Source organism: Pseudomonas gingeri (assembly GCF_013385425.1).
In the GTDB taxonomy this organism is placed as follows: domain Bacteria; phylum Pseudomonadota; class Gammaproteobacteria; order Pseudomonadales; family Pseudomonadaceae; genus Aquipseudomonas; species Aquipseudomonas gingeri_D.
In genome coordinates this window covers 30,046-54,236 of sequence record NZ_JACAQA010000031.1, presented here as the reverse complement: position 1 = coordinate 54,236, position 24,191 = coordinate 30,046, and the positions used below count along the sequence as shown (strand labels likewise).

Annotated in this window: 21 protein-coding genes; 5 read left to right on the top strand and 16 right to left on the bottom strand. The window is 60.3% G+C overall.

The window, feature by feature from the left end; all coding sequences use genetic code 11:
- Positions 1-18: 18 nt before the first annotated feature.
- Both dnaG and rpsU read right to left on the bottom strand, forming a co-directional pair.
- Complete coding sequence (gene dnaG, locus HX830_RS27465) at positions 19-1,983, bottom strand: DNA primase (RefSeq protein WP_177103807.1); 1,965 nt, start codon at positions 1,981-1,983, stop codon at positions 19-21.
- Between the two features lie 241 nt (positions 1,984-2,224).
- Entirely contained in the window at positions 2,225-2,440 is a 216-nt protein-coding gene (gene rpsU / locus HX830_RS27460; RefSeq protein WP_002551877.1) for a 30S ribosomal protein S21, read from the bottom strand.
- 198 nt (positions 2,441-2,638) lie between these two features.
- Between rpsU and tsaD the strand changes: the two genes are divergently transcribed.
- On the top strand, positions 2,639-3,664 hold the full coding sequence (tsaD, locus tag HX830_RS27455) for a tRNA (adenosine(37)-N6)-threonylcarbamoyltransferase complex transferase subunit TsaD (RefSeq protein WP_103495704.1): 1,026 nt from the start codon (positions 2,639-2,641) through the stop codon (positions 3,662-3,664).
- Between the two features lie 46 nt (positions 3,665-3,710).
- Here tsaD and plsY read toward each other — a convergent pair whose 3' ends face one another.
- Positions 3,711-4,280 carry a glycerol-3-phosphate 1-O-acyltransferase PlsY gene (gene plsY / locus HX830_RS27450; protein WP_100938509.1) on the bottom strand — a complete coding sequence of 190 codons (570 nt, stop codon included), beginning with the start codon at positions 4,278-4,280 and terminating at the stop codon, positions 3,711-3,713.
- Between the two features lie 74 nt (positions 4,281-4,354).
- Here plsY and folB point away from each other — a divergent pair, with 74 nt between their 5' ends.
- Together folB and folK are read left to right on the top strand one after the other, a co-directional pair.
- A complete protein-coding gene (gene folB, locus HX830_RS27445; protein WP_100938508.1) occupies positions 4,355-4,708 on the top strand; it encodes a dihydroneopterin aldolase in 354 nt (117 codons plus the stop codon).
- Entirely contained in the window at positions 4,699-5,223 is a 525-nt protein-coding gene (folK, locus tag HX830_RS27440; protein ID WP_103495706.1) for a 2-amino-4-hydroxy-6-hydroxymethyldihydropteridine diphosphokinase, read from the top strand. The genes folB and folK overlap by 10 nt, the downstream gene beginning before the upstream one ends.
- Here the strand turns inward: folK and HX830_RS27435 are convergent.
- From HX830_RS27435 to HX830_RS27375, 13 genes are all read right to left on the bottom strand, one after another.
- Positions 5,220-6,449, bottom strand: coding sequence for a multifunctional CCA addition/repair protein (locus HX830_RS27435; RefSeq protein ID WP_177103805.1), 1,230 nt, complete (start codon positions 6,447-6,449; stop codon positions 5,220-5,222). The genes folK and HX830_RS27435 overlap by 4 nt on opposite strands.
- Before the next feature lie 63 nt (positions 6,450-6,512).
- Positions 6,513-8,084 carry a SpoVR family protein gene (locus HX830_RS27430; RefSeq protein ID WP_177103803.1) on the bottom strand — a complete coding sequence of 524 codons (1,572 nt, stop codon included), beginning with the start codon at positions 8,082-8,084 and terminating at the stop codon, positions 6,513-6,515.
- On the bottom strand, positions 8,081-9,352 hold the full coding sequence (locus tag HX830_RS27425) for a YeaH/YhbH family protein (RefSeq protein ID WP_103495709.1): 1,272 nt from the start codon (positions 9,350-9,352) through the stop codon (positions 8,081-8,083). The genes HX830_RS27430 and HX830_RS27425 overlap by 4 nt, the downstream gene beginning before the upstream one ends.
- A 140-nt stretch (positions 9,353-9,492) precedes the next feature.
- Entirely contained in the window at positions 9,493-11,415 is a 1,923-nt protein-coding gene (locus HX830_RS27420; protein ID WP_017128689.1) for a PrkA family serine protein kinase, read from the bottom strand.
- Positions 11,416-11,716: 301 nt separating this feature from the next.
- Positions 11,717-12,046: a thiosulfate sulfurtransferase GlpE gene (gene glpE / locus HX830_RS27415; protein ID WP_103495710.1), complete on the bottom strand. Its 330-nt coding sequence runs from the start codon at positions 12,044-12,046 to the stop codon at positions 11,717-11,719.
- 35 nt (positions 12,047-12,081) lie between these two features.
- Positions 12,082-12,957 (bottom strand): symmetrical bis(5'-nucleosyl)-tetraphosphatase, encoded by an 876-nt coding sequence (locus tag HX830_RS27410; protein ID WP_177103801.1) that lies wholly within the window; start codon positions 12,955-12,957, stop codon positions 12,082-12,084.
- Positions 12,957-13,337, bottom strand: coding sequence for a Co2+/Mg2+ efflux protein ApaG (gene apaG / locus HX830_RS27405; protein ID WP_103495712.1), 381 nt, complete (start codon positions 13,335-13,337; stop codon positions 12,957-12,959). The genes HX830_RS27410 and apaG overlap by 1 nt, the downstream gene beginning before the upstream one ends.
- 107 nt (positions 13,338-13,444) lie before the next feature.
- On the bottom strand, positions 13,445-14,263 hold the full coding sequence (gene rsmA, locus HX830_RS27400) for a 16S rRNA (adenine(1518)-N(6)/adenine(1519)-N(6))-dimethyltransferase RsmA (protein WP_152741047.1): 819 nt from the start codon (positions 14,261-14,263) through the stop codon (positions 13,445-13,447).
- Complete coding sequence (gene pdxA, locus HX830_RS27395; RefSeq protein WP_177103799.1) at positions 14,260-15,249, bottom strand: 4-hydroxythreonine-4-phosphate dehydrogenase PdxA; 990 nt, start codon at positions 15,247-15,249, stop codon at positions 14,260-14,262. Before pdxA ends, rsmA begins: the two co-directional genes overlap by 4 nt.
- Positions 15,246-16,562, bottom strand: a complete 1,317-nt coding sequence (locus tag HX830_RS27390; protein WP_177103796.1) for a peptidylprolyl isomerase — start codon at positions 16,560-16,562, stop codon at positions 15,246-15,248. The genes pdxA and HX830_RS27390 overlap by 4 nt, the downstream gene beginning before the upstream one ends.
- Complete coding sequence (locus HX830_RS27385) at positions 16,543-19,341, bottom strand: LPS-assembly protein LptD (RefSeq protein ID WP_177103794.1); 2,799 nt, start codon at positions 19,339-19,341, stop codon at positions 16,543-16,545. The genes HX830_RS27390 and HX830_RS27385 overlap by 20 nt, the downstream gene beginning before the upstream one ends.
- Positions 19,342-19,484: 143 nt before the next feature.
- A complete protein-coding gene (ltrA, locus tag HX830_RS27380) occupies positions 19,485-21,194 on the bottom strand; it encodes a group II intron reverse transcriptase/maturase (protein ID WP_152741045.1) in 1,710 nt (569 codons plus the stop codon).
- An 839-nt stretch (positions 21,195-22,033) separates the two neighbouring features.
- On the bottom strand, positions 22,034-22,192 hold the full coding sequence (locus tag HX830_RS27375) for a hypothetical protein (protein WP_177103792.1): 159 nt from the start codon (positions 22,190-22,192) through the stop codon (positions 22,034-22,036).
- A gap of 301 nt (positions 22,193-22,493) precedes the next feature.
- Here HX830_RS27375 and HX830_RS27370 point away from each other — a divergent pair, with 301 nt between their 5' ends.
- Positions 22,494-23,519 carry an aminoglycoside phosphotransferase family protein gene (locus HX830_RS27370; RefSeq protein WP_152741044.1) on the top strand — a complete coding sequence of 342 codons (1,026 nt, stop codon included), beginning with the start codon at positions 22,494-22,496 and terminating at the stop codon, positions 23,517-23,519.
- Positions 23,516-24,190, top strand: coding sequence for an N-acetylmuramate alpha-1-phosphate uridylyltransferase MurU (gene murU, locus HX830_RS27365; protein WP_103495717.1), 675 nt, complete (start codon positions 23,516-23,518; stop codon positions 24,188-24,190). Before HX830_RS27370 ends, murU begins: the two co-directional genes overlap by 4 nt.
- Position 24,191 lies beyond the last annotated feature (1 nt).

Here is a 24,191-nt window from a genome sequence, read left to right as displayed (position 1 = left end):
TATACCCGAGCTATGACCTCACGCGCCAGTTGAGGTCGGGTTTGATGCAGGAAGATTGCGTTTTAGCAGCTCAAGCAGCTGAATTTTGTCTTCAGCGCTCAAATCGCCTTGTCGCGACTTCCTGATGAGTTGTTCCAGCTTTCGCTCGGTTTGACGGGCTGACAAGCTGGTTATGGTGTCGAAAAACTGTTGTTCAAGGTTCTCTCCTTCAATCAGCCACTCCTTTTCCGCCAGACGGGTGAGTAATCGACCCTGGTCAGTGCCGTGCCAACGCGATATCAGTTGAAATGAGCTTAGCCCAGGATTCTTTTGCACGGCTTCGAGCAAGGCCACGAGCAGCTGTGCATGGGTGTTTTCTTCGTCCGCGAGGTGACCGGCGGTCTCGACCTTGCCGGCCAGTTGCGGGTGATGGACCAGGGTGCGCAGGGCGGTGAGCGTCGGTGGCTCGACGGCGGCCGGGATGCGCGGGCCGCGGGGCTCGTCGCGGTCGCCGCCGCGCTTGCCGTTCTTGTCCCAGGGCTTCTTGTCCCACTTCTTGCCGCCCGCACCGGGCTTTTTCGGCGTCCACTCCTGCTGGGGCGCGTAAGCCTCCTGCTGGGGAACATGATAGTCCGAATAGTCGGGCATGGCGTCATAGTCGATACCGGGGTCATAAGCCGGCGGCGCGTCGGCCGGTGCGCTGTGCACTAGTTGGCTGACGGTTTCGTGGGTCAGGCCGGTGATCTGGGTGAGGCGCTGGCGCATCAGGGTGCGCAGGTTGGCGCCCGGCACCTTGTCGATCAACGGCGCGGCGAGGGTGGCCATGTGTGCCTTGCCCTCCAGCGAGCGTGGATCGGCTTCTTCGGTCAGTTGCTGGAAGAAGTAATCCGCCAGGGGCTGCGCGTGCTGGTTGATCCGGGCGCGGAAGGCGTCGGTGCCTTCGGCGCGAATCAGGGTGTCCGGGTCTTCGCCTTCGGGCAGGAACAGGAAGCGCGCGCGGCGGCCATCCTGCAGGCTGCCCAGGGTCGCTTCCAGTGCACGCCAGGCAGCGTTGCGGCCGGCCTGGTCGCCGTCGAAGCAGAACAATACGTTGGGCACCACGCGGAACAGGCGCTTGAGGTGTTCTTCGCTGGTGGCGGTGCCCAGGGTCGCGACGGCATTGCGCAGGCCTTGCTGGGCCAGGGCGATGACGTCCATGTAGCCTTCGACGACGATGATTTCGTCGAGGTTGCGGTTGTTCTTGCGCGCCTCGAACAGGCCGTAGAGTTCCTGGCCCTTGTGAAACACCGGGGTTTCCGGGGAGTTCAGGTATTTCGGCTTGTCGTCGCCCAGCACCCGGCCGCCGAAGGCGATGATCCGGCCGCGGCTGTCGCGGATGGGGAACATCACGCGGTCGCGGAAACGGTCATAACGCTTGCCGGTTTCGGCGTTCTCGATCAGCAGGCCGGCGTCGATCATGGCTTTCTGCTGCAGGGTGTCGCTGGACAGGTGCTTGAACAGGTTGTCCCAGCCCGGCGGAGCAAAGCCCAGGCCGAAATCCCGGGCGATTTCACCGGTCAGGCCGCGGCCCTTGAGGTAGTCCACCGCCGCCTTGCGCGCCGGATGGCTTTTCAGGGCCTGGCGATAGAAGTCGGCGGCCGCGGTCAGGAGCGGGTAGAGCGGCGAATCGGTCGGCTGGCGCGGTTTGCGCGCATGTCCGCTTTCCTCGCGGGGGACTTCCATGCCGGCGGCTTTGGCCAGGTCCTCGATCGCCTGGGGGAAATCCAGGTTGTCGTGGTCCATGAGGAAGCCGAGGGCGTTGCCGCCAGCGCCGCAGCCAAAGCAGTAGTAGAACTGCTTGTCCGGGCTGACGCTGAAGGACGGTGTCTTTTCCTTGTGGAACGGGCAGCAGGCGGTGTAGTTCTTGCCGGCTTTTTTCAGTTGCACACGGGAGCTCACCACGTCGACGATGTCGGTGCGGTTGAGAAGGTCGTCAATAAAGCTTTGGGGAATTAGCCCGGCCATGGCGTTCTCATCATCGCAGAGTGCTCGATAGCTGGAACGGAAAGGGTGTGCTCGTCGGTAGCCTTGGAAGGCTCGTCAGAAAGACGCGCACCGCTGGCAAGTGCCAGGTCTGACGGGGTCAAGCAGGTTCGTCTGGGTCGCATCGGCGGCTTCGACGGTGAAGCATCAAGCGATATCCGCAAATGCCATTAGCCCGGCTGAGGGCCGGGCTTGGCAGAAGCTTGCAACGAACGTCTGTGTATTAGTACAGACGAACGGCGCGGCGCTGTTCGCGCTGAACTTTCTTGGCGTGACGCTTAACAGCAGCTGCTGCCTTGCGCTTACGCTCAGAAGTCGGCTTCTCGTAAAATTCGCGGCTACGAACTTCAGCCAGAACACCGGCTTTTTCGCAGGAGCGCTTGAAACGACGCAGAGCTACGTCGAAGGGTTCGTTCTCTTTAACTTTGACGGCTGGCATCCAGAGCTACCTTCATTCATTACCGGGGTCGACGTCCTCAGGCAAAAGCGCACTGGAGATCGTCGGTTTTTAAGGGTTGCGGATGTTAACCCCTCATGACGCGGAATGCAAAGCCTCTGATCGAAAACCGCTGGTAGGGGCCTGGAGTGACGACTATTATGCGCGCCTTCGAATCTAGCCTCTACAAGGCGCAAACCCATGCTAGTACTGGGATTAGAAACCTCCTGCGACGAAACCGGCGTCGCGCTGTATGACAGTGAACGCGGGCTTCTCGCCGATGCGTTGTTCAGTCAGATCGACTTGCATCGCGCCTATGGTGGCGTGGTGCCGGAGCTGGCCTCGCGCGATCACGTCAAGCGCATGCTGCCGTTGATCCGCCAGGTCCTGGCCGAGGCCGACTGCGCGCCGACCGAGATCGACGCGATTGCCTACACGGCCGGTCCGGGTCTGGTCGGGGCCTTGCTGGTCGGGGCTTCGTGCGCCCAGGCCCTGGCTTTTGCCTGGGATATACCGGCCCTGGGTGTGCATCACATGGAAGGCCATTTATTGGCGCCGATGCTGGAGGAGCGACCGCCGGAGTTTCCGTTCGTCGCTTTGTTGGTCTCCGGCGGGCACACGCAGCTGGTTCGGGTCGATGGCATCGGCCAATACGCGTTGCTGGGGGAAAGCCTGGATGACGCGGCCGGCGAAGCTTTCGACAAGACCGCGAAGATGATGGGGCTCAATTATCCGGGCGGTCCGGAAATCGCCCGCCTGGCCGAGCAGGGTGTAGCGGGGCGCTTCGTCTTCCCGCGGCCGATGTGCGATCGCCCGGGGCTGGATTTCAGTTTCAGTGGTTTGAAAACCTTCGCCCTGAATACCTGGCAGCAGTGCGCGAGCACTGGAGACGACGGCGAGCAAACCCGTTGCGACATCTCGCTGGCCTTCCAGCAGGCGGTGGTGGAGACTTTGACCATCAAATGCAAGCGTGCGTTGAAGCAGGCGGGCATGAAGCGTCTGGTGATCGCCGGGGGCGTCAGCGCCAACAAGGCCCTGCGTGTTTCGTTGGAAAAGATGCTCGGTGAGATGAAGGGCGACGTGTTCTATGCCCGTCCCGAGTTCTGCACCGATAATGGCGCGATGATTGCGTTTGCCGGGTGCCAGCGCTTGCAGGCCGGACAGAAGGAAAGCCTGGCGATCAGCGTGCAGGCACGCTGGCCGATGGAGCAGTTGTCGGCGATTTGAGTGGGATCGGTGCAAGGTGGCGCGTGAGTCACCTTCACGATCAGGATCAGAAATGTCGTTCGCGCCCTGCGAAAAGGTCGCGTAGATTGCCGCGATGGCGCCAGACGATCAGCCCGGTCACCACGCTCATCGGCAGCAATGCGGCCGGTTCCTGCCAGGCCAGCAGCGGCAGGGTCAGTGGCGTGGCGATCAGGGCGGCCAGCGAGCTGGTGCGGGTGAGGTAGAAGGTCAGCAGCCAGGTCAGCAGGGCCAGCAGGGCAGCGGGGGGATACAGCCCCAGCAGCATGCCGGCAGCCGTGGCGACGCCTTTGCCGCCGCGAAAGCGGAAGTACAACGGAAACAGGTGGCCGAGGACGGCGCAGAGCCCGACCCAGGCTTGCTGTTGGAGCGACAGCCCGGCGTAGCCGGCGATCAGCACCGGCAGCAGGCCTTTGCAGAGGTCGCCGAGCAAGGTCAGGATGGCCAGCTTCTTGCCGGCCAGGCGCAGCATGTTGGTCGCGCCGGCATTGCCCGAGCCACTCATTCGCGGATCGGGATTTCCCGTGAGGCGGCTGAGCAAAATGGCAAAGGACAGAGAGCCGAGCAGGTAGGCGAGGATCGCCAGTAACCAAAACATGCTAACTATTCCGGGCGGGGACGCCCTGATTCTAACGGCGCATTGCGCCCTTGTCGTGCTGCGGAGAGAAGTGCTTGGACAGAGTGTTTATCGAGGGCCTGGAAGTCGATACCGTGATCGGTGCCTATGACTGGGAGCGCGGCATCCGTCAGTGCCTGCGCCTTGATCTCAGTTTTGCCTGGGACAACCGCCCGGCGGCGGCCGGCGACGATCTGAGCCTGGCTCTCGATTATGCGAGTGTTTCTGCGCGCATCCAGCTGTTTGCCGAGCAGTCGCAGTTCCAACTGGTGGAAACCTTCGCCGAACGTCTGGCCCAGGTGCTGATGAGCGAGTTCCAGATTCCCTGGTTGCACCTCAAACTGACCAAGCCGGGGGCCGTTGCGGCGGCCAGGGGCGTGGGTGTGGAGATTGAGCGCGGATGTCGCTAACTCAGGTTTATCTCGGGCTCGGCAGTAATATCGAGCGCGAAACCCACTTGTGTGCCGGGTTGGACGCACTGGCCGCGTTCCTGGTGGATATCCGCTGTTCGGCGGTGTTCGAAAGCCAGCCGGTGGGCATCAAGAGCGGGCCGTTCTTCAATCTGGTGGTGTCGGCGTTTACCGACCTGCCGTTGCTGGAGCTGGACCGCCGGTTGAAGTTCATCGAGGCCGACAATGGCCGTTATGCGCCGGACCGCAAGGGCCTGCCGCTGGATATCGATGTGCTGTTGTATGGTGAGCAGGTCGGGAATTTCGACGGGCTGATCCTGCCGCGGGCGGAAATTCTCAAGAATGCCTTTGTGTTGTGGCCGTTGGCGCTGATTGCGCCGGACCGTTTGCATCCAGAGGCGGGGAAGTCTTTCGCAATGTTGTGGGAAGAGGCGCAGATCGATCAGGTGCTGGCCCCCGTGGCGTTTGAATGGCGTGGGGGACAACTGACGCCCCCTGATCTTTTGCGCACCTAGCCTGCGGCCTGCTCCTTGTAGGCCTTGAGGGCTTTCAGGCGCTCACGTTTGAGCGCTTCACCCAACTCCGGCCCTTTGAAGCCTTGCTCCAGCAGCGGTTGAACCGCGACTGCCTTGGCGACCGTCGCAGCCCCGCGTAAATAGTCCGCCTGTGGATAAGTCCGCTCCTCCAGCCCCAGGCGCCCCCGCGCATCCATCTCGCACGCGGCGATAAATTCCTCGAAACGCTGCGGGCGTCGATAGACATCGAAACTCTGCAACAACTCCAGCAAGGTCGAGGCCTTGAGCTCCAGGGCACGATGGCCATGGGTGTGGTATTCGCCCACCAGCAAGGCCAGTTCCTGGCAGTCGCGTGGCGCCTTGTAGCGCTCGTTCACCGCCTTGATCAGCTTAAGTCCCTTGAACTCGTGGGCAATATGCTTGGGCCACTCGCTTTCGGGTGTCAGTCCCTTGCCGAGGTCGTGCAGCAGGCAGGCCCAGCGCACGGTCAGTGGTTGCTGCTGGCGTGCGGCTTGCTCCAGGACGCTCAGGGTGTGTACGCCGCTGTCGATTTCCGGGTGATGGGCCTCGGGTTGCGGCACCCCGAACAGCGCGTCGACTTCCGGAAACAGCACGGCGAGCGCGTCGCAGTCGCGCAACACCTGGATAAACACCTGGGGCTGGTCTTCCATCAGGGCCCGGGAGATTTCTTTCCAGCTGCGCTCTGGTGTCAGGGCCTGCAGTTCGCCCGATTCGGCCAGTTGGCGCATCAGGGCCAGGGTCTCGGGGGCGACCTTGAAACCCATGGCGGCATAGCGCGCGGCAAAGCGGGCAACGCGCAGAACCCGGAGGGGATCTTCGGCAAATGCGGGGGAAACATGACGTAGAAGGCGGGCGGCGAGATCCGCCTGGCCGTGATAGGGATCGGTCAGCTTGCCGTGCTCGTCTTCAGCCATGGCATTGATGGTCAGGTCCCGGCGGATCAGGTCCTCTTCCAGGGTGACATCGGGGCTGGCGTGGAACGTGAACCCGCCATAACCGCGTCCGCTTTTGCGTTCGGTTCGGGCCAGGGCATATTCCTCGCCACTGGATGGATGAAGAAAAACCGGAAAGTCCGCACCGACCGGGCGAAACCCCTTGGCGAGCATCTCTTCGGCGCTGGCACCCACCACCACCCAGTCGATATCGGTAACCGGCTGACCCAGCAGGCGATCGCGGACCGCGCCGCCGACTTTATAAATCTGCATGAAAAACCTCCGTTGGCACGACAGGATAACCCGTGAATCGCGTCAACGGAGGTGAGGAGTTGCTCAGAGATGAATCACGGCCAGGTCCAGTCGACCGTACTCCCCTTCGCCGTGCTCGCCCTTGGGTGGGACGTGATGGGTTTTCATGACCTGATCGCCTTGCAGGGTTTCCAGGTGAATATCGAAGCCCCAGAGGCGGTGCAGGTGCTTGAGCACTTCCTCGGTGGAGTCGCCCAGGGGTTTGCGGTCGTGTTGCTGGTGACGCAGGGTCAGTGAGCGGTCGCCGCGGCGGTCGATGCTCCAGATCTGCACGTTGGGCTCGCGGTTGCCCAGGTTGTACTGGGCGGCCAGGGTTTCACGGATGATCCGGTAGCCGCCTTCGTCATGGATGGCCGGCACCAGCAGGTCGTCGCGCTGATCGTCATCGAGGATGCTGAACAGCTTGAGGTCGCGAATCACTTTGGGTGACAGGTACTGCAGGATAAAGCTCTCGTCCTTGAAACTGCTCATGGCGAACTTGATGCTCGAGAGCCAGTCGCTGCCGGCCAGTTCCGGGAACCAGCGACGGTCTTCTTCCGTGGGGGACTCACACATCCGCCGAATGTCGCGGTACATGGCAAAGCCCAGGGCATAGGGGTTGATGCCGCTGTAGTAGGGGCTGTCGAAGCCCGGTTGGAAGACCACGCTGGTGTGGGAGGTGAGGAACTCCATCATGAAACCGTCGGTGACCAGGCCTTCGTCGTAGAGATCGTTCATCAGGGTGTAGTGCCAGAAGGTTGCCCAGCCTTCGTTCATCACCTGGGTCTGGCGCTGGGGATAGAAGTACTGCGCGATCTTGCGCACGATCCGGACGATTTCCCGCTGCCAGGGCTCCAGCAACGGCGCGTGTTTTTCGATGAAATAGAGGATATTTTCCTGGGGTTCGGCGGGGAAGCGTGCATTGTCCTTGTCGCTGAACTTGTCCGCGCCCTTGGGAATGGTGCGCCACAGGTCGTTGATCTGCTTTTGCAGGTGCTCTTCGCGGTCCTTCTGCCGGCGCCGCTCCTCTTCGGCGGAAATCGGGTAGGGGCGTTTGTAGCGGTCGACGCCGTAATTCATCAGGGCGTGGCAGGAGTCGAGCAGGTCTTCGACCGCGTCGATGCCATGGCGCTCCTCGCATTGCATGATGTACTGCTTGGCGAAGACCAGGTAATCGATGATCGAGCTGGCGTCGGTCCAGGTGCGGAACAGGTAGTTGCCCTTGAAGAAGCTGTTGTGGCCATAGCAGGCATGGGCCACCACCAGTGCCTGCATGCAGATGGTGTTTTCTTCCATCAGGTAGGCAATGCACGGGTCCGAGTTGATCACGATCTCGTAGGCCAGGCCCATCTGGCCGCGGCTGTAGGACTTTTCCGTACTTAGAAAGTGTTTGCCGTAGGACCAATGGTGATAACCCAGGGGCATGCCGACGGAGGCATAGGCGTCCATCATCTGTTCGGCGGTAATGACTTCGATCTGGTTGGGGTAGGTATCCAGGGCATAACGATTGGCGATACGACTGATTTCGCGGTCGTAGGCCTGGATCAGCTCAAAGGTCCACTCCGAACCGGTGGAGAGGGGTTGGCGTTTCTGTTGTTTCGGCTCTCTGGCGGTCATGTCACTAACCTGCGCTGGAAGAGTTCACGGAAGACCGGGTAGATATCGCCGGCCGACACCAGCTGCTGCTGGGCAAACGTATCGCCGAACGCCTCGCTGATGCGTTCGTATTCGTACCACAGGGCCTGATGTTCGCGGGGGGTGATCTCTACGTAAGTGTAGTACTGCACGAACGGCATGATCTGGTTGATCAGGATGTCGCGGCAGATGGGCGAGTCATCGTTCCAGTTGTCGCCGTCGGAAGCCTGGGCGGCGTAGATGTTCCATTCATTGGTCGGGTAGCGTTCGGCCATGATCTCCTGCATCAGCTTCAGTGCACTGGAAACAATGGTGCCGCCGGTTTCCCGCGAGTAGAAGAACTCCTCCTCGTCGACTTCCCGGGCGCTGGTGTGATGGCGGATGAACACCACTTCGATCTTGTCGTAGTTCCGCTTGAGAAACAGGTACAGCAGGATGAAGAAACGCTTGGCGATGTCCTTGGTCGCCTGGGTCATGGAGCCGGACACGTCCATCAGGCAGAACATAACGGCCTTGGAACTGGGGTTGGGTTGCTTGACCAGCAGGTTGTACTTGAGGTCGAAGGTGTCGAGGAACGGAATGCGATGGATACGCGCACTGAGTTTCTCGATTTCCGCCTCGATCTCCTGGATATCGCCGAAGTTGTCCGGCTCTTCGCGTCTCAGACGCTCCAGCTCGGCCTTGGCTTCCTTGAGTTTGGCCCGGCTGCTGCCGGACAGGGCGATCCGCCGCGCGTGGGCCGAGCGCAGGGTGCGGATGATGTTGATGCGCGAGGGGTTGCCCTCGTTGCTGATCCCGGCGCGAACGGTCTTGAAGGTGTCGGTGCCGGTGAGGTTGCGTTTGACCAGGTTCGGCAGCTCCAGGTCCTCGAACATGAACTCGAGAAACTCTTCCTGGGTGATCTGGAAGGAGAACTCGTCCATCCCTTCGCCCGAGTTGCCGGCCTTGCCCGGGCCACGGCCGCCACCGCCGCCGGGTGGCCGGGGGATATGCTCGCCGCTGGTGAATTCCTTGTTGCCGGGATGCACCACGGTCTGCTTGCCGCCACGGCCATGGTGCAGCACGGGCTCATCGATATCGCGGCCGGGGATGCTGATTTGCTCGCCATGCTCCATATCGGTAATGGAGCGCCGGCTCACGGCTTCCTCGACAGCCTTTTTGATATGGTCACGGTAACGCCGCAGGAAGCGCTGACGGTTCACCGTGCTCTTGTTCTTGCCATTGAGACGTCGGTCGATCACATAGCTCATGAGGAGCCCTCCGGACAGCTTCAAGTTACAAGCTTCAAGCGCCAAGCTGGAAGCTTAAAGACAAGCGGTCGGCTCCTGCACCGCAGGCACGTCGATAAACGTGCCTGCGGCTTGTCGCGAGCCGCTTGCAGCTGCCGTTACTACTGCGATTTTCTGACCCGCAGGTACCACTCGGAGAGCAGTCGTACCTGTTTGTCGGTGTAGCCACGTTCGACCATGCGGGTGACGAAGTCGTTGTGCTTCTGTTGATCCTCTTTGCTGGCTTTGGCGTTGAAACTGATGACCGGCAGCAGATCCTCGGTGTTGGAGAACATTTTCTTCTCGATCACCACCCGCAGCTTCTCGTAGCTGAGCCAGGTCGGATTCTTGCCATTGTTGTTGGCCCGGGCACGCAGGACGAAGTTGACGATCTCGTTGCGGAAATCCTTCGGATTGCTGATACCGGCCGGTTTTTCGATTTTCTCCAGCTCTTCGTTCAGGGCCACGCGGTTGAGGATTTCGCCGGTTTCCGGGTCGCGGTATTCCTGATCCTGAATCCAGAAGTCCGCGTACAGCACGTAGCGGTCGAAGATGTTCTGGCCGTACTCGCTGTAGGACTCCAGGTACGCGGTCTGGATTTCCTTGCCGATGAACTCGATATAGCGTGGTGCCAGGTATTCCTTGAGGAAGCGCAGGTAGCGCTCACGGGTTTCGGCCTGGAACTGTTCCTGTTCGATCTGCTGCTCCAGCACATAAAGCAAATGCACCGGGTTGGCGGCGATCTCGTGGGGATCGAAGTTGAAGACTTTCGAGAGGATCTTGAAGGCGAAACGGGTCGACAGGCCATTCATGCCTTCGTCGACACCGGCGCTGTCGCGGTACTCCTGGATCGACTTGGCTTTCGGGTCGGTGTCCTTGAGGTTTTCGCCGTCGTACACGCGCATTTTCGAGTAGATGTTCGAGTTTTCCGGCTCCTTGAGGCGTGAGAGCACGGTGAACTGGGCGAGCATCTTCAGGGTGTCGGGCGCGCAGTGGGCCTTGGCCAGGGAGCTGTTGAACAGAAGTTTGTCGTAGATCTTCACTTCGTCGCTGACCCGTAGGCAGTACGGGACCTTGACGATGTAGATCCGGTCGATGAAGGCTTCGTTGTTCTTGTTGTTACGGAAGGTGTGCCACTCCGATTCGTTGGAGTGGGCCAGCAGGATCCCGGTGAACGGAATGGCCCCCAGGCCTTCGGTGCTGTTGTAGTTGCCTTCCTGGGTCGCGGTGAGCAATGGATGGAGCACCTTGATCGGTGCCTTGAACATTTCCACGAACTCCATCAGGCCCTGGTTGGCCCGGCACAGGGCGCCCGAGTAGCTGTAGGCGTCGGCGTCGTTCTGTGGAAACTCTTCCAGTTTGCGGATATCGACCTTGCCCACGAGGGCCGAGATGTCCTGGTTGTTTTCGTCGCCCGGTTCGGTCTTGGCCACGCCGATCTGGTTGAGGATCGAGGGGTAGAGCTTGACCACCCGGAACTGGCTGATGTCGCCGCCGAATTCGGCCAGGCGCTTGGTCGCCCAGGGCGACATGATGGTGTTCAGGTAGCGCCGTGGAATCCCGAAGTCTTCCTCGAGGATCGCGCCGTCTTCAGTGGCGTTGAACAACCCCAGGGGCGACTCGAAGACCGGCGAGCCCTTGATGGCGTAGAAGGGGACCTTCTCGATCAGCTGTTTCAGCTTTTCGGCCAGGGACGATTTACCGCCGCCGACGGGGCCGAGCAGGTAAAGGATCTGTTTCTTCTCTTCCAGGCCTTGGGCGGCGTGGCGGAAATACGAAACGATCTGGTCGATGCATTCTTCCATCCCGTGGAAGTCTTCAAAGGCCGGATAGCGCCGGATCACCTTGTTGGAGAAGATGCGCGACAACCGTGAGTTGGTGGACGTATCCAGCAGTTCGGGTTCGCCGATTGCCAGTAGCAGCCGTTCAGCTGCCGACGCGTAAGCACTGCGATCCTTTTTGCACAGCTCAAGGTACTCCTGCAGCGTGAGTTCTTCTTGCCGTGTGGATTCGAAGCGTTGTTGGAAATGGCTGAAAATGCTCATGACGTCACCTCGCTCGATACGTGGAGCCGGTGCCGGATCAGTCAGTCCAGTGCTGGCATGCAACCGCGAAAGCCGTTGCCGTTTACCCCCCAGAACACCTTCAAAGCGATGATCACTTTGAAAATTACTACCGATGACCCGTACGCCGGTGTACCGGCTCTCCCCTGATTTGGATGGCCTGCGCTTAAGGATAGTTCGGAATCGGCGGGGGCAAGTCAAGATGAGCAATTAGTTACGCCTGACCGTTCGTCAGGAAAGGCTCTAGCCCGCGAATCCCGCGGGCTCCAGCGGCAGAAAAAAATTATTCGGAAATATCTTGAGCAATTTCTGACGGATAGGTCGTGCGCCACAGCTCAAAGCCACCGTCCAGGCTGTAGACGTCACTGAAGCCCTGGCTGACCAGGTAGGCGGCCGCGCTCTGGCTCGAATTGCCGTGGTAGCAGCACACCACCGTGGGCGCGTCGAGGTCGGCGGCGCGAATGAAATCGGCGATGTTGTGGTTGTCCAGGTGACGGGCGCCACTGATGTGGTTCAGGGCAAAGGTCTGTGGGTCGCGGACGTCGACGACCACGGCGCCCTGCTCGCGCAGGGCCTGGGCTTGTTCGGGCGGGATACGTTTGAATTCGGTCATGATGGGCTCCATCTGGGGCAGGTAGGTCGTACAGTCTAGCGATATAACCAGGCCCGGAAGCGCTCGGCCAGGGTCGGTGGCGGAGCAACGCCACCCTGGGCATCGCACTTGCAGGTCAGAAGCTCGCCGGTATCGACGTTCATCAGGGTCATGGCCCCGCCCCAGACACAACCGGTGTCGAGGGCGAAGATCCCGGGCTCGTCGCATCGGCCTTCAAGGGCGGCCCAGTGGCCGAAGATGATCTTCAGGCCCTGGGTCTTGCGCTCCTTGTAGCTGAACCAGGGGGCGTAGCCGCGGGGGGCGGTGTCGGCGCCTTCCTTGCCCTTGAGGTCGAGCTTGCCGTCGGCGGTGCAGAAGCGCATCCGCGTGAAATAGTTGGTGATCACCCGCAGGCGGGCCACGCCCTGCAGATCGCCGTCCCACTTGTTCGGCTCATTGCCGTACATGCCGTCGAGGAAAAGCGTCAGCAGGTTGTCGTCGCGCAAGGCGGTTTCCACTTCGGCGGCGTATTTGAGCGCTTTCTTCAGCGTCCACTGGGGGGGGATGCCAGCGTGGACCAGGGCGATGTTGCGCTCGGCGTCGTGGTGCAGCAGCTTCTGGCGGCGCAGCCAGTCCAGCAGATCGGCCCGATCCGGGGCGTCGAGGATCTCACGCAGCGTGTCGCTTTTTTTCAGGCGCTCGATATTGTGCCCGGCGGCGAGCAGGTGCAGGTCATGATTGCCCAGCACACAGACCAGCGATTCGCGCATACCGTAGAGAAAGCGCAGGGTCTCCAGGGATTGCGGGCCCCGGTTGACCAGGTCGCCCACCAGCCACAGCTTATCGCGGGTAGGGTCGAACTTGACGCGTTCGAGCAGGCACTTGAGCGGTTCCAGACAGCCTTGCAGGTCACCGACGGCATACACCGCCATCAGTGCAGGGCCCCGGGTACGGCAAGGCGGAAGGGGGCGATCACGGCGTTGAAGCGCTTGCCGTCCTCGGCCACCATCTCGTAGGTGCCCTGCATGTTGCCGACTTTCGTCGTCATCACCGTGCCGCTGCTGTAGGTATGGCTCTGGCCGACCTCGATCAGCGGTTGCTGACCGACGACACCGGCACCGCGAACTTCTTCCACGTGACCGTCGCCATCGGTGATCACCCAGTGCCGCGACATCAACCTGGCGGGCAGTTCGCCGTTGTTCCGCACCGTGATGGTGTAGGCAAAGGCAAAGCGGTTCTGCTCGGGTTGCGATTGTTCTGCAAGGAAGCGGGTGACGACGCTGACGTCGACCTGGTAACGAGGATCGGACATGCAAGAGGCCTTGGAAGCTGAAGCGCAAGAGACGCTGGACGAAGCCCAGTCTAGGTCAAGTCCCGGGTAGTAGGCCAGACATGCGCGCTGGCCTGCTACCGATGGGGTCAGTCGACGTCGGGGGCTGTGACGGCTTGCTCACTGAGTTTGTCGGCCAGGCGCACGAAGGCGGCCAGGTCGAGCTGTTCCGGACGCAGGCTGCCGTCGACGCCGGCGGCTTCGATCTCGGCGTTGCTGAGCAGCGCCTTGAGGGTATTGCGCAAGGTTTTGCGACGCTGGTTGAAGGCTTCGCGCACGACGCGCTCCAGCAGGCGATGATCCTTGGCCGGGTGGGGCAGGACGGCGTGGGGTACCAGGCGCACGATGGCCGAGTCGACCTTGGGCGGCGGGTTGAAGGCGCCCGGGCCGACGTTGAACAGATGCTCCACGCGGCAATGGTACTGGACCATGATCGACAGGCGTCCCCAGTCGCCGCCGCCAGGACCGGCAGCCAGGCGCTCGACCACTTCCTTTTGCAGCATGAAGTGCATGTCGCGAATCAAGCTGGCGTTGTGCAGCAGGTGGAAGATCAGCGGCGTGGAGATGTTGTAGGGCAGGTTGCCGACCACCCGCAGGCTGTTGGGTGCCGGGTTCAGGCTGGTGAAGTCGAACTTCAGCGCATCGCCCTGGTGCAGGTTGAAATTGGCTCGGCTGCCGAATTGCTCATTGAGGATCGGTACCAGATCCTTGTCCAGCTCGACGACATCCAGTTGTGCACCGCTGTTGAGCAGGCCTTCGGTCAGGGCGCCCTGGCCCGGGCCGATTTCCAGCAGGCGGTCATCGGGTTTGGCATGGATGGCGCGCAGGATGCGGTCGATCACGCCAGCGTCGTGCAGGAAGTTTTGCCCGAAACGCTTGCGCGCCCGGTGTTGGTATTGCTCGGTCATAAACGGGTCTCGGCCATCTGGTAGGCGGTTTCCAGGGCGACTTGCAGGCTGCCGGTGTCGATGTTGCCGCTGCCGGCCAGGTCCAGGGCGGTGCCGTGGTCGACCGACGTGCGGATGATCGGCAAGCCCAGGGTCACGTTGACTGCGGCGCCGAAACCTTTGTATTTCAGCACGGGCAGGCCCTGGTCGTGGTACATCGCCAGCACCGCGTCGCAGTGCTCCAGATATTTGGGGTTAAACAGAGTGTCGGCAGGCAGCGGGCCACGCAGGTCCATGCCCTCGCCGCGCAAGCGCTCCAATGTCGGTTCGATGATGTCGATTTCTTCGTGACCCAGGTGCCCGCCTTCGCCGGCATGGGGGTTGAGCCCGCAGACCAGGATACGAGGGTTGGCAATGCCGAACTTTTCCCGCAGGTCGCAATGCAGGATACGGGTGACCCGCTCCAGGCGCTCCGGGGTAATCGCATCGGCGACTTGCCGCAGGGGCAGGTGGGTGGTCACCAGGGCCACGCGCAGTCCCCGGGTCGCCAGCAGCATCACCACCTGGGGGGTGTGGGTCAGGTCGGCGAGGAATTCGGTGTGGCCGGAAAAGGCGATCCCGGAGTCGTTGATCACGCCTTTGTGCACCGGGGCGGTGATCATGCCGGCGAAATCGCCGTCCAGGCAGCCTTGACCGGCACGGGTCAGGGTTTCCAGGACAAAGGCGGCATTGGCCTGGTCCAGTTGCCCGGCGATGACCGGGTTCGCCAGCGGGGTATCCCAGACATACAAGCTACCCGCCGCTGCCGGTTGGTCGGGCCACTGGCCTGGCGCCACAGGTAGCAGATTGACAGCCACGCCCAGTTGCGCGGCCCGCTCGGAAAGCAGGTCGCGGCTGGTAATGGCAATCAGGGGGTAAGGCTGGGGTTGCGAGGCGAGCAGCAGGCAAAGGTCTGGACCAATGCCCGCCGGCTCGCCGGGTGTCAACGCGAAACGCCGGGGTTTCACTTTGGCGCCTGTTCCGCGCCGGGGAGCTTGATTTCAACGTAGGCTTCGTCGCGGATCTGACGCAGCCAGGTTTGCAGCTCTTCATCGTATTTGCGGTTACGCAGCACGGTCATGGCTTGCTGTTCGCGTGCCTGGGTGGTGCTGTCGGTGGCGCGACGGCCAAGGACTTCCAGTACATGCCAGCCGTATTGGGTCTTGAACGGCTTGGACAGGACACCTTGCGGGGTCTTGGCCATCACTTCGCGGAATTCCGGTACCAGTGCGTTCGGGTCGACCCAGTTCAGGTCGCCGCCGTTAAGCGCCGAGCCCGGGTCTTCCGAGAAGCTCTTGGCCAGCGTAGCGAAGTCTTCGCCGTTGGAGATCCGCTCGTAGAGCTTCTGCGCCAGGGCTTGGGTGTCGGCTTCGCTGCGAATGGCGTTGGGCTTGATCAGGATGTGACGAACATGCACTTCGTCGCGCATCTGCGTTTCGCCACCGCGCTTCTCCAGGACCTTCAGGATAATGAAGCCCCCTGGGGTGCGTGTCGGTTCGCTGATGTCGCCAACCGCCATGCTGCTGAGCATGTGGTCGAACGGTGGTGGCAATTGAGCCGGCTTGCGCCAGCCCATGTCGCCGCCTTCCAGGGCGTTATCGCTGCCGGAGTGGGCAATGGCCAACTGACTGAAGTCAGCGCCTTGCTTGAGTTGCCGGTAGAGGTCCTGGGCCTGGGTCGCGGCGGCCTGGATGACTTGCGAGTTGGCGCTGTCCGGGGTCGACACGAGGATATTGGCCAGGTGCAGTTCTTCGGAGAGCTGCATCTTGCCCAGGTCCGAGGCGAGGAAGTTCTTCACTTCCTGCTCCGACACCTGGACCCGCTCGGCGACACGACGCTGACGCACACGGCTGATGATCATTTCCCGGCGAACCTGGTCACGGGCGTCCTCATAGGAGAGGCCGTCGTGGGTCAGGGCCGCGCGGAATTGATCGATGCTCATGTTGTTGCGCTGGGCAATGGTGCCGATGGCCTGGTTCAACTCATCATCGCTGATGCGAATACCCGAGCGCTCGCCGATCTGCAATTGCAGGTTTTCGACGATCAAGCGATCCAGGACCTGTTGGTCGAGGACGCTGGTGGGCGGCACGCCGCCCCCGCGTTTGGCGATGGTCTGCTGAACCTCGTGGACACGCTGGTCCAGTTGGCTCTGCATGATCACATCGTTGTCGACGATGGCCACGACGTTGTCGAGGGGCTGCACAGCGGCGTGAACCGCCGCACTCAGGACCAGCGCGCCCAGCATCAGCGGGCGCAGACAATCAGAAAGCTTGATCTTCACGTTCACGATAACCTTGGATGCCTTTGTCGAGGAAGCTCTCGACTTTGTTGCCCATGACGCCACCCAGGCCCTTCAGTACAAACTGAAGGAAGATACCGTGGTCGCCTCGTTCGTTTTGCGGAGCCTGTTGACTGAACTCGTCATACTGGACCCAGTAGCGGTTGATCAGGCGCAGCTTCCAGCAGCAGTTGTCGTACTCGAAGCCACCGAAGGCTTCCAGGGTACGGTTGCGGTTGTAGTCGTACTGCCAGCGGCTGATGACGTTCCACTGTGGAACAACCGGCCAGATGACCGAGAAGTCGTGCTGCTCGATCTTGTAGTAGTCCTTCACGTAGCCGGGTTGGCCAGGTGTGCCGTAGTCGCCGCCGAACTGCCATTGGCCAGTGTTCTGGTTGTAGATCACCTGGTCGTTGCGATAGCGATAGCCGGCGTTGATGACCTTGTTCGGGTTGTCTTCAGGCTGGTAGTGGAACATCGCACTGCCGGAACGCGGTTTGTGGCTTTCCGGGTCCCAGTTGTAGTCGGCCGTGGCGCGCCAGTCGCGGTTGAAGTTGTAGGCGTATTCCAGGGCGTACGGCGAGACATTGGTCTTGGCGTCGGCACGGGTATTGAAGTCGACACCTGGCAATTGCACGGTTCGATCTTTGAAGTAGTAAGCCTGGCCGACACTCACGCGCTGACGTTCGAAACCGTTGTCTTCGATCCAGCGGCTGGTGACACCCAGGGACAGCTTGTTCTCGTCACCGACGCGGTCGTTGCCGGAGAAACGGTTTTCACGGAACAGCGAGGCATAGTTGAAGCTGTATTCGCCGGTATCGAACACGGGAATGTCTTTCTGGTCTTTCTCCGGAACATAGAGATAGAACAGGCGCGGTTCCAGGGTCTGGCGATAGTTGGTGCCGAACAGTTCGGTGTTGCGGTCGAAGTACAGGCCGCTGTCGATGCTGGCGATAGGGACGCCACGGCTTTGCGAGCTGCTGTAGGTTCCGCCGATGTAGTTCGGATTAGCCGCCTGGGCTGCCAGGATTTGAGCTTGACCCTGCGAACTGAGATCCAGATCGTATTGGGTGTACTGATATTTGAGCGACGGCGTGATAAAGCCATACGTCCAGTTCAGCGGCAGGTTGACCCCCGGCTTGAGGTTCAAACGGTCGCCGTTGGCGCGAGCCAGGCCGGTCACGTTGGTGTCCAGGCGTGGCGAGGTGACGCCATCCTTATCAGAGAAGGTACCGTTTTCCAGGCTTCGCTCGAAACGAACGGCTTCAGTTTCATAGGTGAAATTGAGGCCTTCCGGATGATAAGGCAGGCTGCCGTTGAAGGTGATCTGTGGCAGGCGGTTGTACGGTGTGATAACCGCCACGCTCGCCAGCTCATAGGCCTGCACGTTCACCTGGGCGGTGAAGTCGTCACCGCGATAGCTTGCCGTGGCCTGCTGGTTCACATAGTCGACGCTTCTGACACCGACCTGGTTGCTCTGCAGATCCTGGAAGTAATACGGATCGCTGATCTTGGTGTAGTCGACCGTGGTCAGTACACGTGAATCCAAGCCGCCCTTGTGCTGCCAGTTGACCATGTAGCGATCTTTGGTCGCGTCCGACTGCTTGGAACGGTCGTTACTTTCGTCACTCAGGAATGCACCGCCGAACTGACCTTCGGTGGACTTGGTCAGGTAGCGGAACTCGCCCTCGGTCAACATGCCGCGCTTGCTCATGTAGTGCGGATACAACGTGGCATCGTAGTTCGGTGCCAGGTTGAAGTAATAAGGCGTGGTCAGGTTGAAGCCTGAGGTGCTGTCGCTGGAGAAGCTCGGCGGCAGGAAACCGGACTGACGACGGTCGTCGATCGGGAAGTAGATGTACGGGGTGTAGAGAACCGGAATGTCCTTGACCCGCAAGGTCACGTTGGTCGCCGTACCGAAACCGGTCGCCGGGTTCAGGGTGATGTTATTACCCTTGAGCTGCCAGGCGTTGCTGTTCGGTTCGCACGTGGTGTACGTACCGTCCTTGAGGCGAATGATCGAGTTCTCGGCGCGCTTGGCGTACAGCGCGTTACCGCGGACCCGCGACTTGTGCATCACGTATTCGGCGTTGTCGACCCGCGATTCACCCGTGTCCAGCTGCACCTCGGCATGGTCACCGACCAGCAGGGCGCCCTGGTCGCGAACACGAACGTTGCCGTTCAGCTCGCCACGGTTTTCCGCCTGGTACAGGCTGGCTTCATCAGCCTCGACCTGCATGCTGCCCTGGCGCATGACCACGTCGCCGGCCAGTGTCGCGACCTGCTTGTCCTGTTCATAACGCGAGGCCTTGGCCCCGATGAAGGTCGGCGCATCACTTTTATTCGTCGTGTCATTCATGCCAGGACGAATCGGTTCGATATAGGAACCAGAGCAATAAGGACCGGTTTCGGCCAACTGGGCAGGCGTCAGCTTGTCACGCGGGACCCAGTCGAGGTGACTGTAGTCGGCACTGCGCGACTTCAGACCACGACCCTTGGCCTCGGTGACCAGTACCGGGCCCGCAGCCTTCTCGCTGCTGGAACCGCTGTCCGCCGTGGCGGCAGTGCCCAAAGCCTCGGCATTACCGTCATGCACGGGGCGAGGTGGCAACTGGGCCGTAGTGGTTTTGGGCGCACAGTCCCAGGCACCGGAAGCAGAGACGGAACAGTCATACTGTTCCGCAGCGACCGCGAACGGAGTGGCAAGAGGTTGCAGAGCCAGCAAACCGCCGGTAACCAGCAACGGGAATTTTTTACGAAACGCGGGGGATTTCAATGCCATCTTATTAGTCCGGGCTTCCTGCGTGCCATCTGCCCGCGGTGGGGGTCACACGCCTATCGATGGTCAGAAAGTTGGGTAGGAACAGACCATCTCTGGCCTGCTCCCCCCTAAAAACCGTACGTGCGCCTTTCAGCGCATACGGCTCAAGTCTTTATTGAACCCCCAGAATCGGGAGCCGGTTTGCACACTGTCAAACCACGAGCGTGAAGCTGCTGGTGGCAAATGGGATGCAATAGTACCCGGTTGTTTAGCGAGTCACCACCGCCTTGTGAGCGATAAATGATGTGGTGGTCATGCCACCCAGTCTCCCTAGTTATGGGGTTCTTGCAAAGTAGACAGAGCCCTTGTTGTGATTGAAACAGGGTTGATACCTGCTTGCGGTATTTCAGCTTCCCGAACATCCGGGACATCCGAAGCTTCTCGCCCATTTCTTCCATCTCAGGATCAAACGGGTTGTATTCCCCGCTGATTTTTCTGTGCCTCTCGATCGGCGTATCCTCCAGGGTGTACAGCCTGATCGCCCTCTTGTCACCTGCCTCTGTCAGTAACGTGGTGCAGAACACCCAATTTCGGCCATCGACGGTCTGAAAATATTTCTTTCTGATCCAGTCGAGGCTTTTGTTCGAGTGCCTCCGTCTTGCCCAGCGCCATATTGCTTGGAATATTTGGAAATCCATGCGGCTGTACGCTTTCTTGGCTACTACGGGTTGGTGATACAGTGCCCAGCCCCGCAGCATTGGGTTCAGCAGGTGGATCAGATCCTCCTGTGATACCGCTTTGTTGGTACTGATGACCTCCTTTACCTTGCGGTAGAACGCTTTCGCGTTTTTCTTGCTTGGCTTGATCAGAAGCTTCCCATCGTACTTGCGGAAATTCCAACCCAGAAAATCAAAGCCCTTCTCAATGTGAATGACGTGCGTTTTCTCGGGAGAGAGCTGTAGTCCGCGTACCGCCAGAAAATGCTCTATCCAAGGGCGGACCTCATTTTCCAGTACCTCTTTCGAGTCGCTGGTGATGACGAAATCGTCCGCATACCGCACCACGTTGATTTTCAGCTTCTTGGCCTTTGTCACGCCCAGATGTTGCTTGAGCTGTGTTTCCAGGCCATCCAACGTCATGTTTGCCAAGGTCGGCGAGATAATCCCGCCTTGTGGCGTACCGGCATCCGTTGCCTGTAGCTGGCCTTTATGAATCACTCCAGCTTTTAACCATTTCCGAAGGATCACTTTGTCCGTAGGGACGTTGTTGATCAGCCAGTCGTGGTTGATATGGTCGAAGCAACCTTTTATGTCCGCTTCCAAAACCCATTTGGCTGAGAGCTTCTTGGATAGGCAAACGAACAGCTGTCCCATTGCATCCGCCGTGGATCTTTCGATCCTAAAGCCGTAGCTGTTCGGATCACCGGTAGTTTCAGCAATGGGGGCCAGAGCTAGCAGATGCAGCGCTTGCATTGCTCTGTCCGCCATGGTCGGGATGCCCAGAGGGCGTTCCTTTCCATTCGACTTTGGAATAAATACCCGCCTTAAGGGCCGGGGCTTGTATCCGTGCCGCTTCATTCCATCGACCGCTTTCCATTTGGCGTCGGGTGTATCCCAGAGCACGCGGTCGACTCCCGCCGTACGCTTGCCCTGGTTTTCAGTGACTCGCCGTACGGCCAGATATCTGGCCGAGGGTGAGCGGGTCAGCATTCGTTGCAGGGCTTTCACTCTGCGCCAGTCGCCTTCCCTACAAGCCTTCGCAATCCGTAACTGCATCGCCCGGACGTTCCGCTGGACTCGGCACCAATCGATGTCGTGCCATTGTTGCGGAGCGCCGGAAGGCGCAGACACGGCCATTTGGCTGTGTTCTAACATGCTGCCTTCCTCTCAAGTTTCCCCAAGCGAAGACGTATGCATCCCCTGACGGGAATGGACGTCCCCGTCAGGGTGGGTTAATAGAAGGTCCACTACCGCGGGACCTCCGTGTTCATTGAGACAGTCTCACTCAGCATTCATGCGATAAAAGACCACGCAGAAGTCTGCCCGGTTTCCCGTGGGGTGATGTTCCAACCCCTATCCGAACGATTACAGTCCGGCGTTCGCTTTCTCTGCGATCCCATACCCGCATAGCCAACAGATCCCCTTGCGGTTCACCTGCCCGAAGGCAGCCATACGGGCTTACCACGTTCCCTGCCTGTCACACGATTGGTTTAGGGTCTGCCTTTCCACCGGGGGCCTTTGTAGCGACGTATTCCCACATCCCACAGGAATAACTGGCCCCGCACCTTTTTGGTTCATGCCTGACAGCAGTTTGGGCATGGTTATCCTTACGGCGTTTATCAGCAGTTCACTTACGTTACCCGTGCCAGCCAGCCTAGCGCCTCAACCCGGTACTGCTCCGAGCATCCATGGCTTACCTCGCGGTAAGTTCACGCCCTTGCGGGGGCTACGTTGTTGGAAGAGCTTCATACCTCACCGTTACCAGTGACGCATGTCTTCCTAGGCTATCGTTGGTCGCACAACGAGTCCGCTCCCACTCCATGAAGGCAATGGTTGGACAATGACAGACAGAGCTTTCGCTCGTGTCTCCGGTTGGAAATTGACAGGGACCTTGAGCGGCCTGTCGAGATGATGTTTCCTCCTGTTTTCAGGCAAGAGGAACCCCTGCGGGGATTCTTCCCGCCAGGGTGAGGCCAAACGGCCGATGTGAAGCGCTACTTGTCGAGATGGATGGCCATAACCATGACTGCTGTGAAAACGGCAATCATCAAGCCAAAGTTGCCGGTCAGTCTGGACAGAACTCCTGAAAAACAATTGTGGAGATCTGCCTGGCCTGCCGATACATCTGCTGTATGAATTCGACGCTTATGCATGTCGATTCCTGCGCTGTGACAGAGCACTCCCGGTCCTTGAGGGACCATAGCCGCGCGTCCGAGTGCTGGGCGGCCTTTGGGTTTCGCTATTGCGCCGCAGCGTCAACGAGTCCTTTTAAGCGATGGACCTCTTGGGCGGTTTTGTTTCCCGGATTGGGTGCCGGACTATTGGTTCTCAGTAGAGAAACCCCTGACGATGACTCCTCATCGCCAAGCTGGAGGCACGCTACGCGTGTCGCACAAGATGCTGGATAATAAAGCAACACCCGCTTGACGGCTAGCGTCGTCGGAGACCCATGTAATGCCTGACCAAGATGTACGCTTGCAACACCTGAAAGTTTGGCTGGATCGGCAGTTGGAAACGCTCTTTCTGGGCGAAGGCTGGGGCACCATCCCCCCGGCTACGTTGACCGCGGCCAGCAGTGACGCGAGTTTTCGACGCTACTTCCGCTGGGAGGGCGGGGGCCGTAGTTTGATCGTCATGGATGCCCCACCACCCCGGGAAAACTGCAAACCCTTCGTGGATATCGCCCATTTGCTGGCGAAATCCGGAATCAACGTGCCGAAAATTCACGCGCAGGATCTGGAAAACGGTTTTCTTTTGCTCAATGACCTGGGCAACCAGACCTATCTGGACGTGATCGACAGCGACAACGCCGATGGGTTGTTCGCCGATGCCATCGACGCCTTGCTGGCTTTCCAGCAACTGCCGATGGACAGCGAACTGCCGAGTTATGACGTGGCCTTGCTGCGCCGTGAGCTGGAGCTGTTTCCCGAGTGGTACGTCGGGCATGAGCTGGGCCGCGCTTTCGATCCCGCGCAGTTGGCGATGTGGCAACGGGTCAGCGACCGGCTGATCGACAGCGCCCTGGCCCAGCCGAAAGTGCTGGTGCACCGTGACTATATGCCGCGCAACCTGATGGCCAGCGAGCCCAACCCTGGTGTGCTGGATTTCCAGGATGCGGTCTATGGGCCGGTGACCTACGACATCACCTGCCTGTTCAAGGACGCCTTCCTCAGTTGGCCCGAGGCCCGGGTACGGGGTTGGCTGCAGGATTATTGGCAGAAGGCGACGGGTGCCGGTATCGCGGTACAGGCCGATTTCGAGGAATTCCTCCGGGCCAGCGACCTGATGGGCGTGCAACGTCATCTGAAAGTGATCGGGATCTTTGCGCGCATCTGCCATCGTGACGGCAAGCCACGTTACCTGGCCGATGTACCGCGCTTCTTCGCTTATATAGAAGCGGTGGTAGCGCGCCGTCCGGAGCTGGCCGAACTGGGCGAGTTGCTGGCCAGCCTGCGTCGGCCGGTGGGGGCCGAGGTATGAAGGCAATGATCCTGGCTGCCGGCAAAGGCGAGCGGATGCGTCCGTTGACCTTGCACACCCCCAAGCCGCTGATCCGTGCCAACGGCACGCCGCTGATCGACTATCACCTGCGGGCGCTGGCGGCCGCCGGGTTCAAGGAGGTGGTGATCAACCACGCCTGGTTGGGACAGCAGATCGAAGACTACCTCGGCGACGGTTCCCGCTATGGCCTGAGCATCGCCTATTCGCCCGAGGGGGAGCCGCTGGAAACCGGTGGTGGTATCTTCCGTGCGTTGCCGCTGTTGGGTGATGAGCCCTTCCTGGTGGTCAATGGCGACATCTGGACTGACTATGACTTTGCTTCGCTACGTCGGCCGATTGCCGGTCTGGCGCATCTGGTCATGGTCGACAATCCGCCACACCACCCGGCCGGGGGCGACTTCAACCTGCTCGACGGCCAACTGCATGACGGTGGGGCGCTGGGCGAGAAGCTGACCTACAGCGGTATTTCAGTCCTGCACCCGCAACTGTTTGCCGCCTGCTCGGACGGCGCCTTCAAGATCGCGCCGTTGTGGCGCGAGGCGATGGCGCGGGGGCTGGTGAGTGGAGAGCACATGCACGGACACTGGGTGGATGTCGGCACCGTGGAGCGCCTGGCGCAAGTCGAGCAATTGTTGAAAGAGAGACACTGAT

Excerpts from the sequence above, each read along its gene's own strand:
- ltrA (WP_152741045.1), bottom strand. The coding sequence starts at position 21,194 with ATGTTAGAACACAGCCAAATGGCCGTGTCTGCGCCTTCCGGCGCTCCG.
- apaG (WP_103495712.1), bottom strand. The coding sequence starts at position 13,337 with ATGTCCGATCCTCGTTACCAGGTCGACGTCAGCGTCGTCACCCGCTTC.
- murU (WP_103495717.1), top strand. The coding sequence starts at position 23,516 with ATGAAGGCAATGATCCTGGCTGCCGGCAAAGGCGAGCGGATGCGTCCG.
- rpsU (WP_002551877.1), bottom strand. The coding sequence starts at position 2,440 with ATGCCAGCCGTCAAAGTTAAAGAGAACGAACCCTTCGACGTAGCTCTG.
- HX830_RS27425 (WP_103495709.1), bottom strand. The coding sequence starts at position 9,352 with ATGAGCTATGTGATCGACCGACGTCTCAATGGCAAGAACAAGAGCACG.
- dnaG (WP_177103807.1), bottom strand. The coding sequence starts at position 1,983 with ATGGCCGGGCTAATTCCCCAAAGCTTTATTGACGACCTTCTCAACCGC.
- HX830_RS27435 (WP_177103805.1), bottom strand. The coding sequence starts at position 6,449 with ATGCAGATTTATAAAGTCGGCGGCGCGGTCCGCGATCGCCTGCTGGGT.
- folK (WP_103495706.1), top strand. The coding sequence starts at position 4,699 with ATGTCGCTAACTCAGGTTTATCTCGGGCTCGGCAGTAATATCGAGCGC.
- HX830_RS27370 (WP_152741044.1), top strand. The coding sequence starts at position 22,494 with ATGCCTGACCAAGATGTACGCTTGCAACACCTGAAAGTTTGGCTGGAT.
- HX830_RS27385 (WP_177103794.1), bottom strand. The coding sequence starts at position 19,341 with ATGGCATTGAAATCCCCCGCGTTTCGTAAAAAATTCCCGTTGCTGGTT.
- glpE (WP_103495710.1), bottom strand. The coding sequence starts at position 12,046 with ATGACCGAATTCAAACGTATCCCGCCCGAACAAGCCCAGGCCCTGCGC.
- HX830_RS27375 (WP_177103792.1), bottom strand. The coding sequence starts at position 22,192 with ATGCATAAGCGTCGAATTCATACAGCAGATGTATCGGCAGGCCAGGCA.
- plsY (WP_100938509.1), bottom strand. The coding sequence starts at position 4,280 with ATGTTTTGGTTACTGGCGATCCTCGCCTACCTGCTCGGCTCTCTGTCC.
- tsaD (WP_103495704.1), top strand. The coding sequence starts at position 2,639 with ATGCTAGTACTGGGATTAGAAACCTCCTGCGACGAAACCGGCGTCGCG.
- HX830_RS27430 (WP_177103803.1), bottom strand. The coding sequence starts at position 8,084 with ATGACCGCCAGAGAGCCGAAACAACAGAAACGCCAACCCCTCTCCACC.
- rsmA (WP_152741047.1), bottom strand. The coding sequence starts at position 14,263 with ATGACCGAGCAATACCAACACCGGGCGCGCAAGCGTTTCGGGCAAAAC.
- HX830_RS27410 (WP_177103801.1), bottom strand. The coding sequence starts at position 12,957 with ATGGCGGTGTATGCCGTCGGTGACCTGCAAGGCTGTCTGGAACCGCTC.
- HX830_RS27420 (WP_017128689.1), bottom strand. The coding sequence starts at position 11,415 with ATGAGCATTTTCAGCCATTTCCAACAACGCTTCGAATCCACACGGCAA.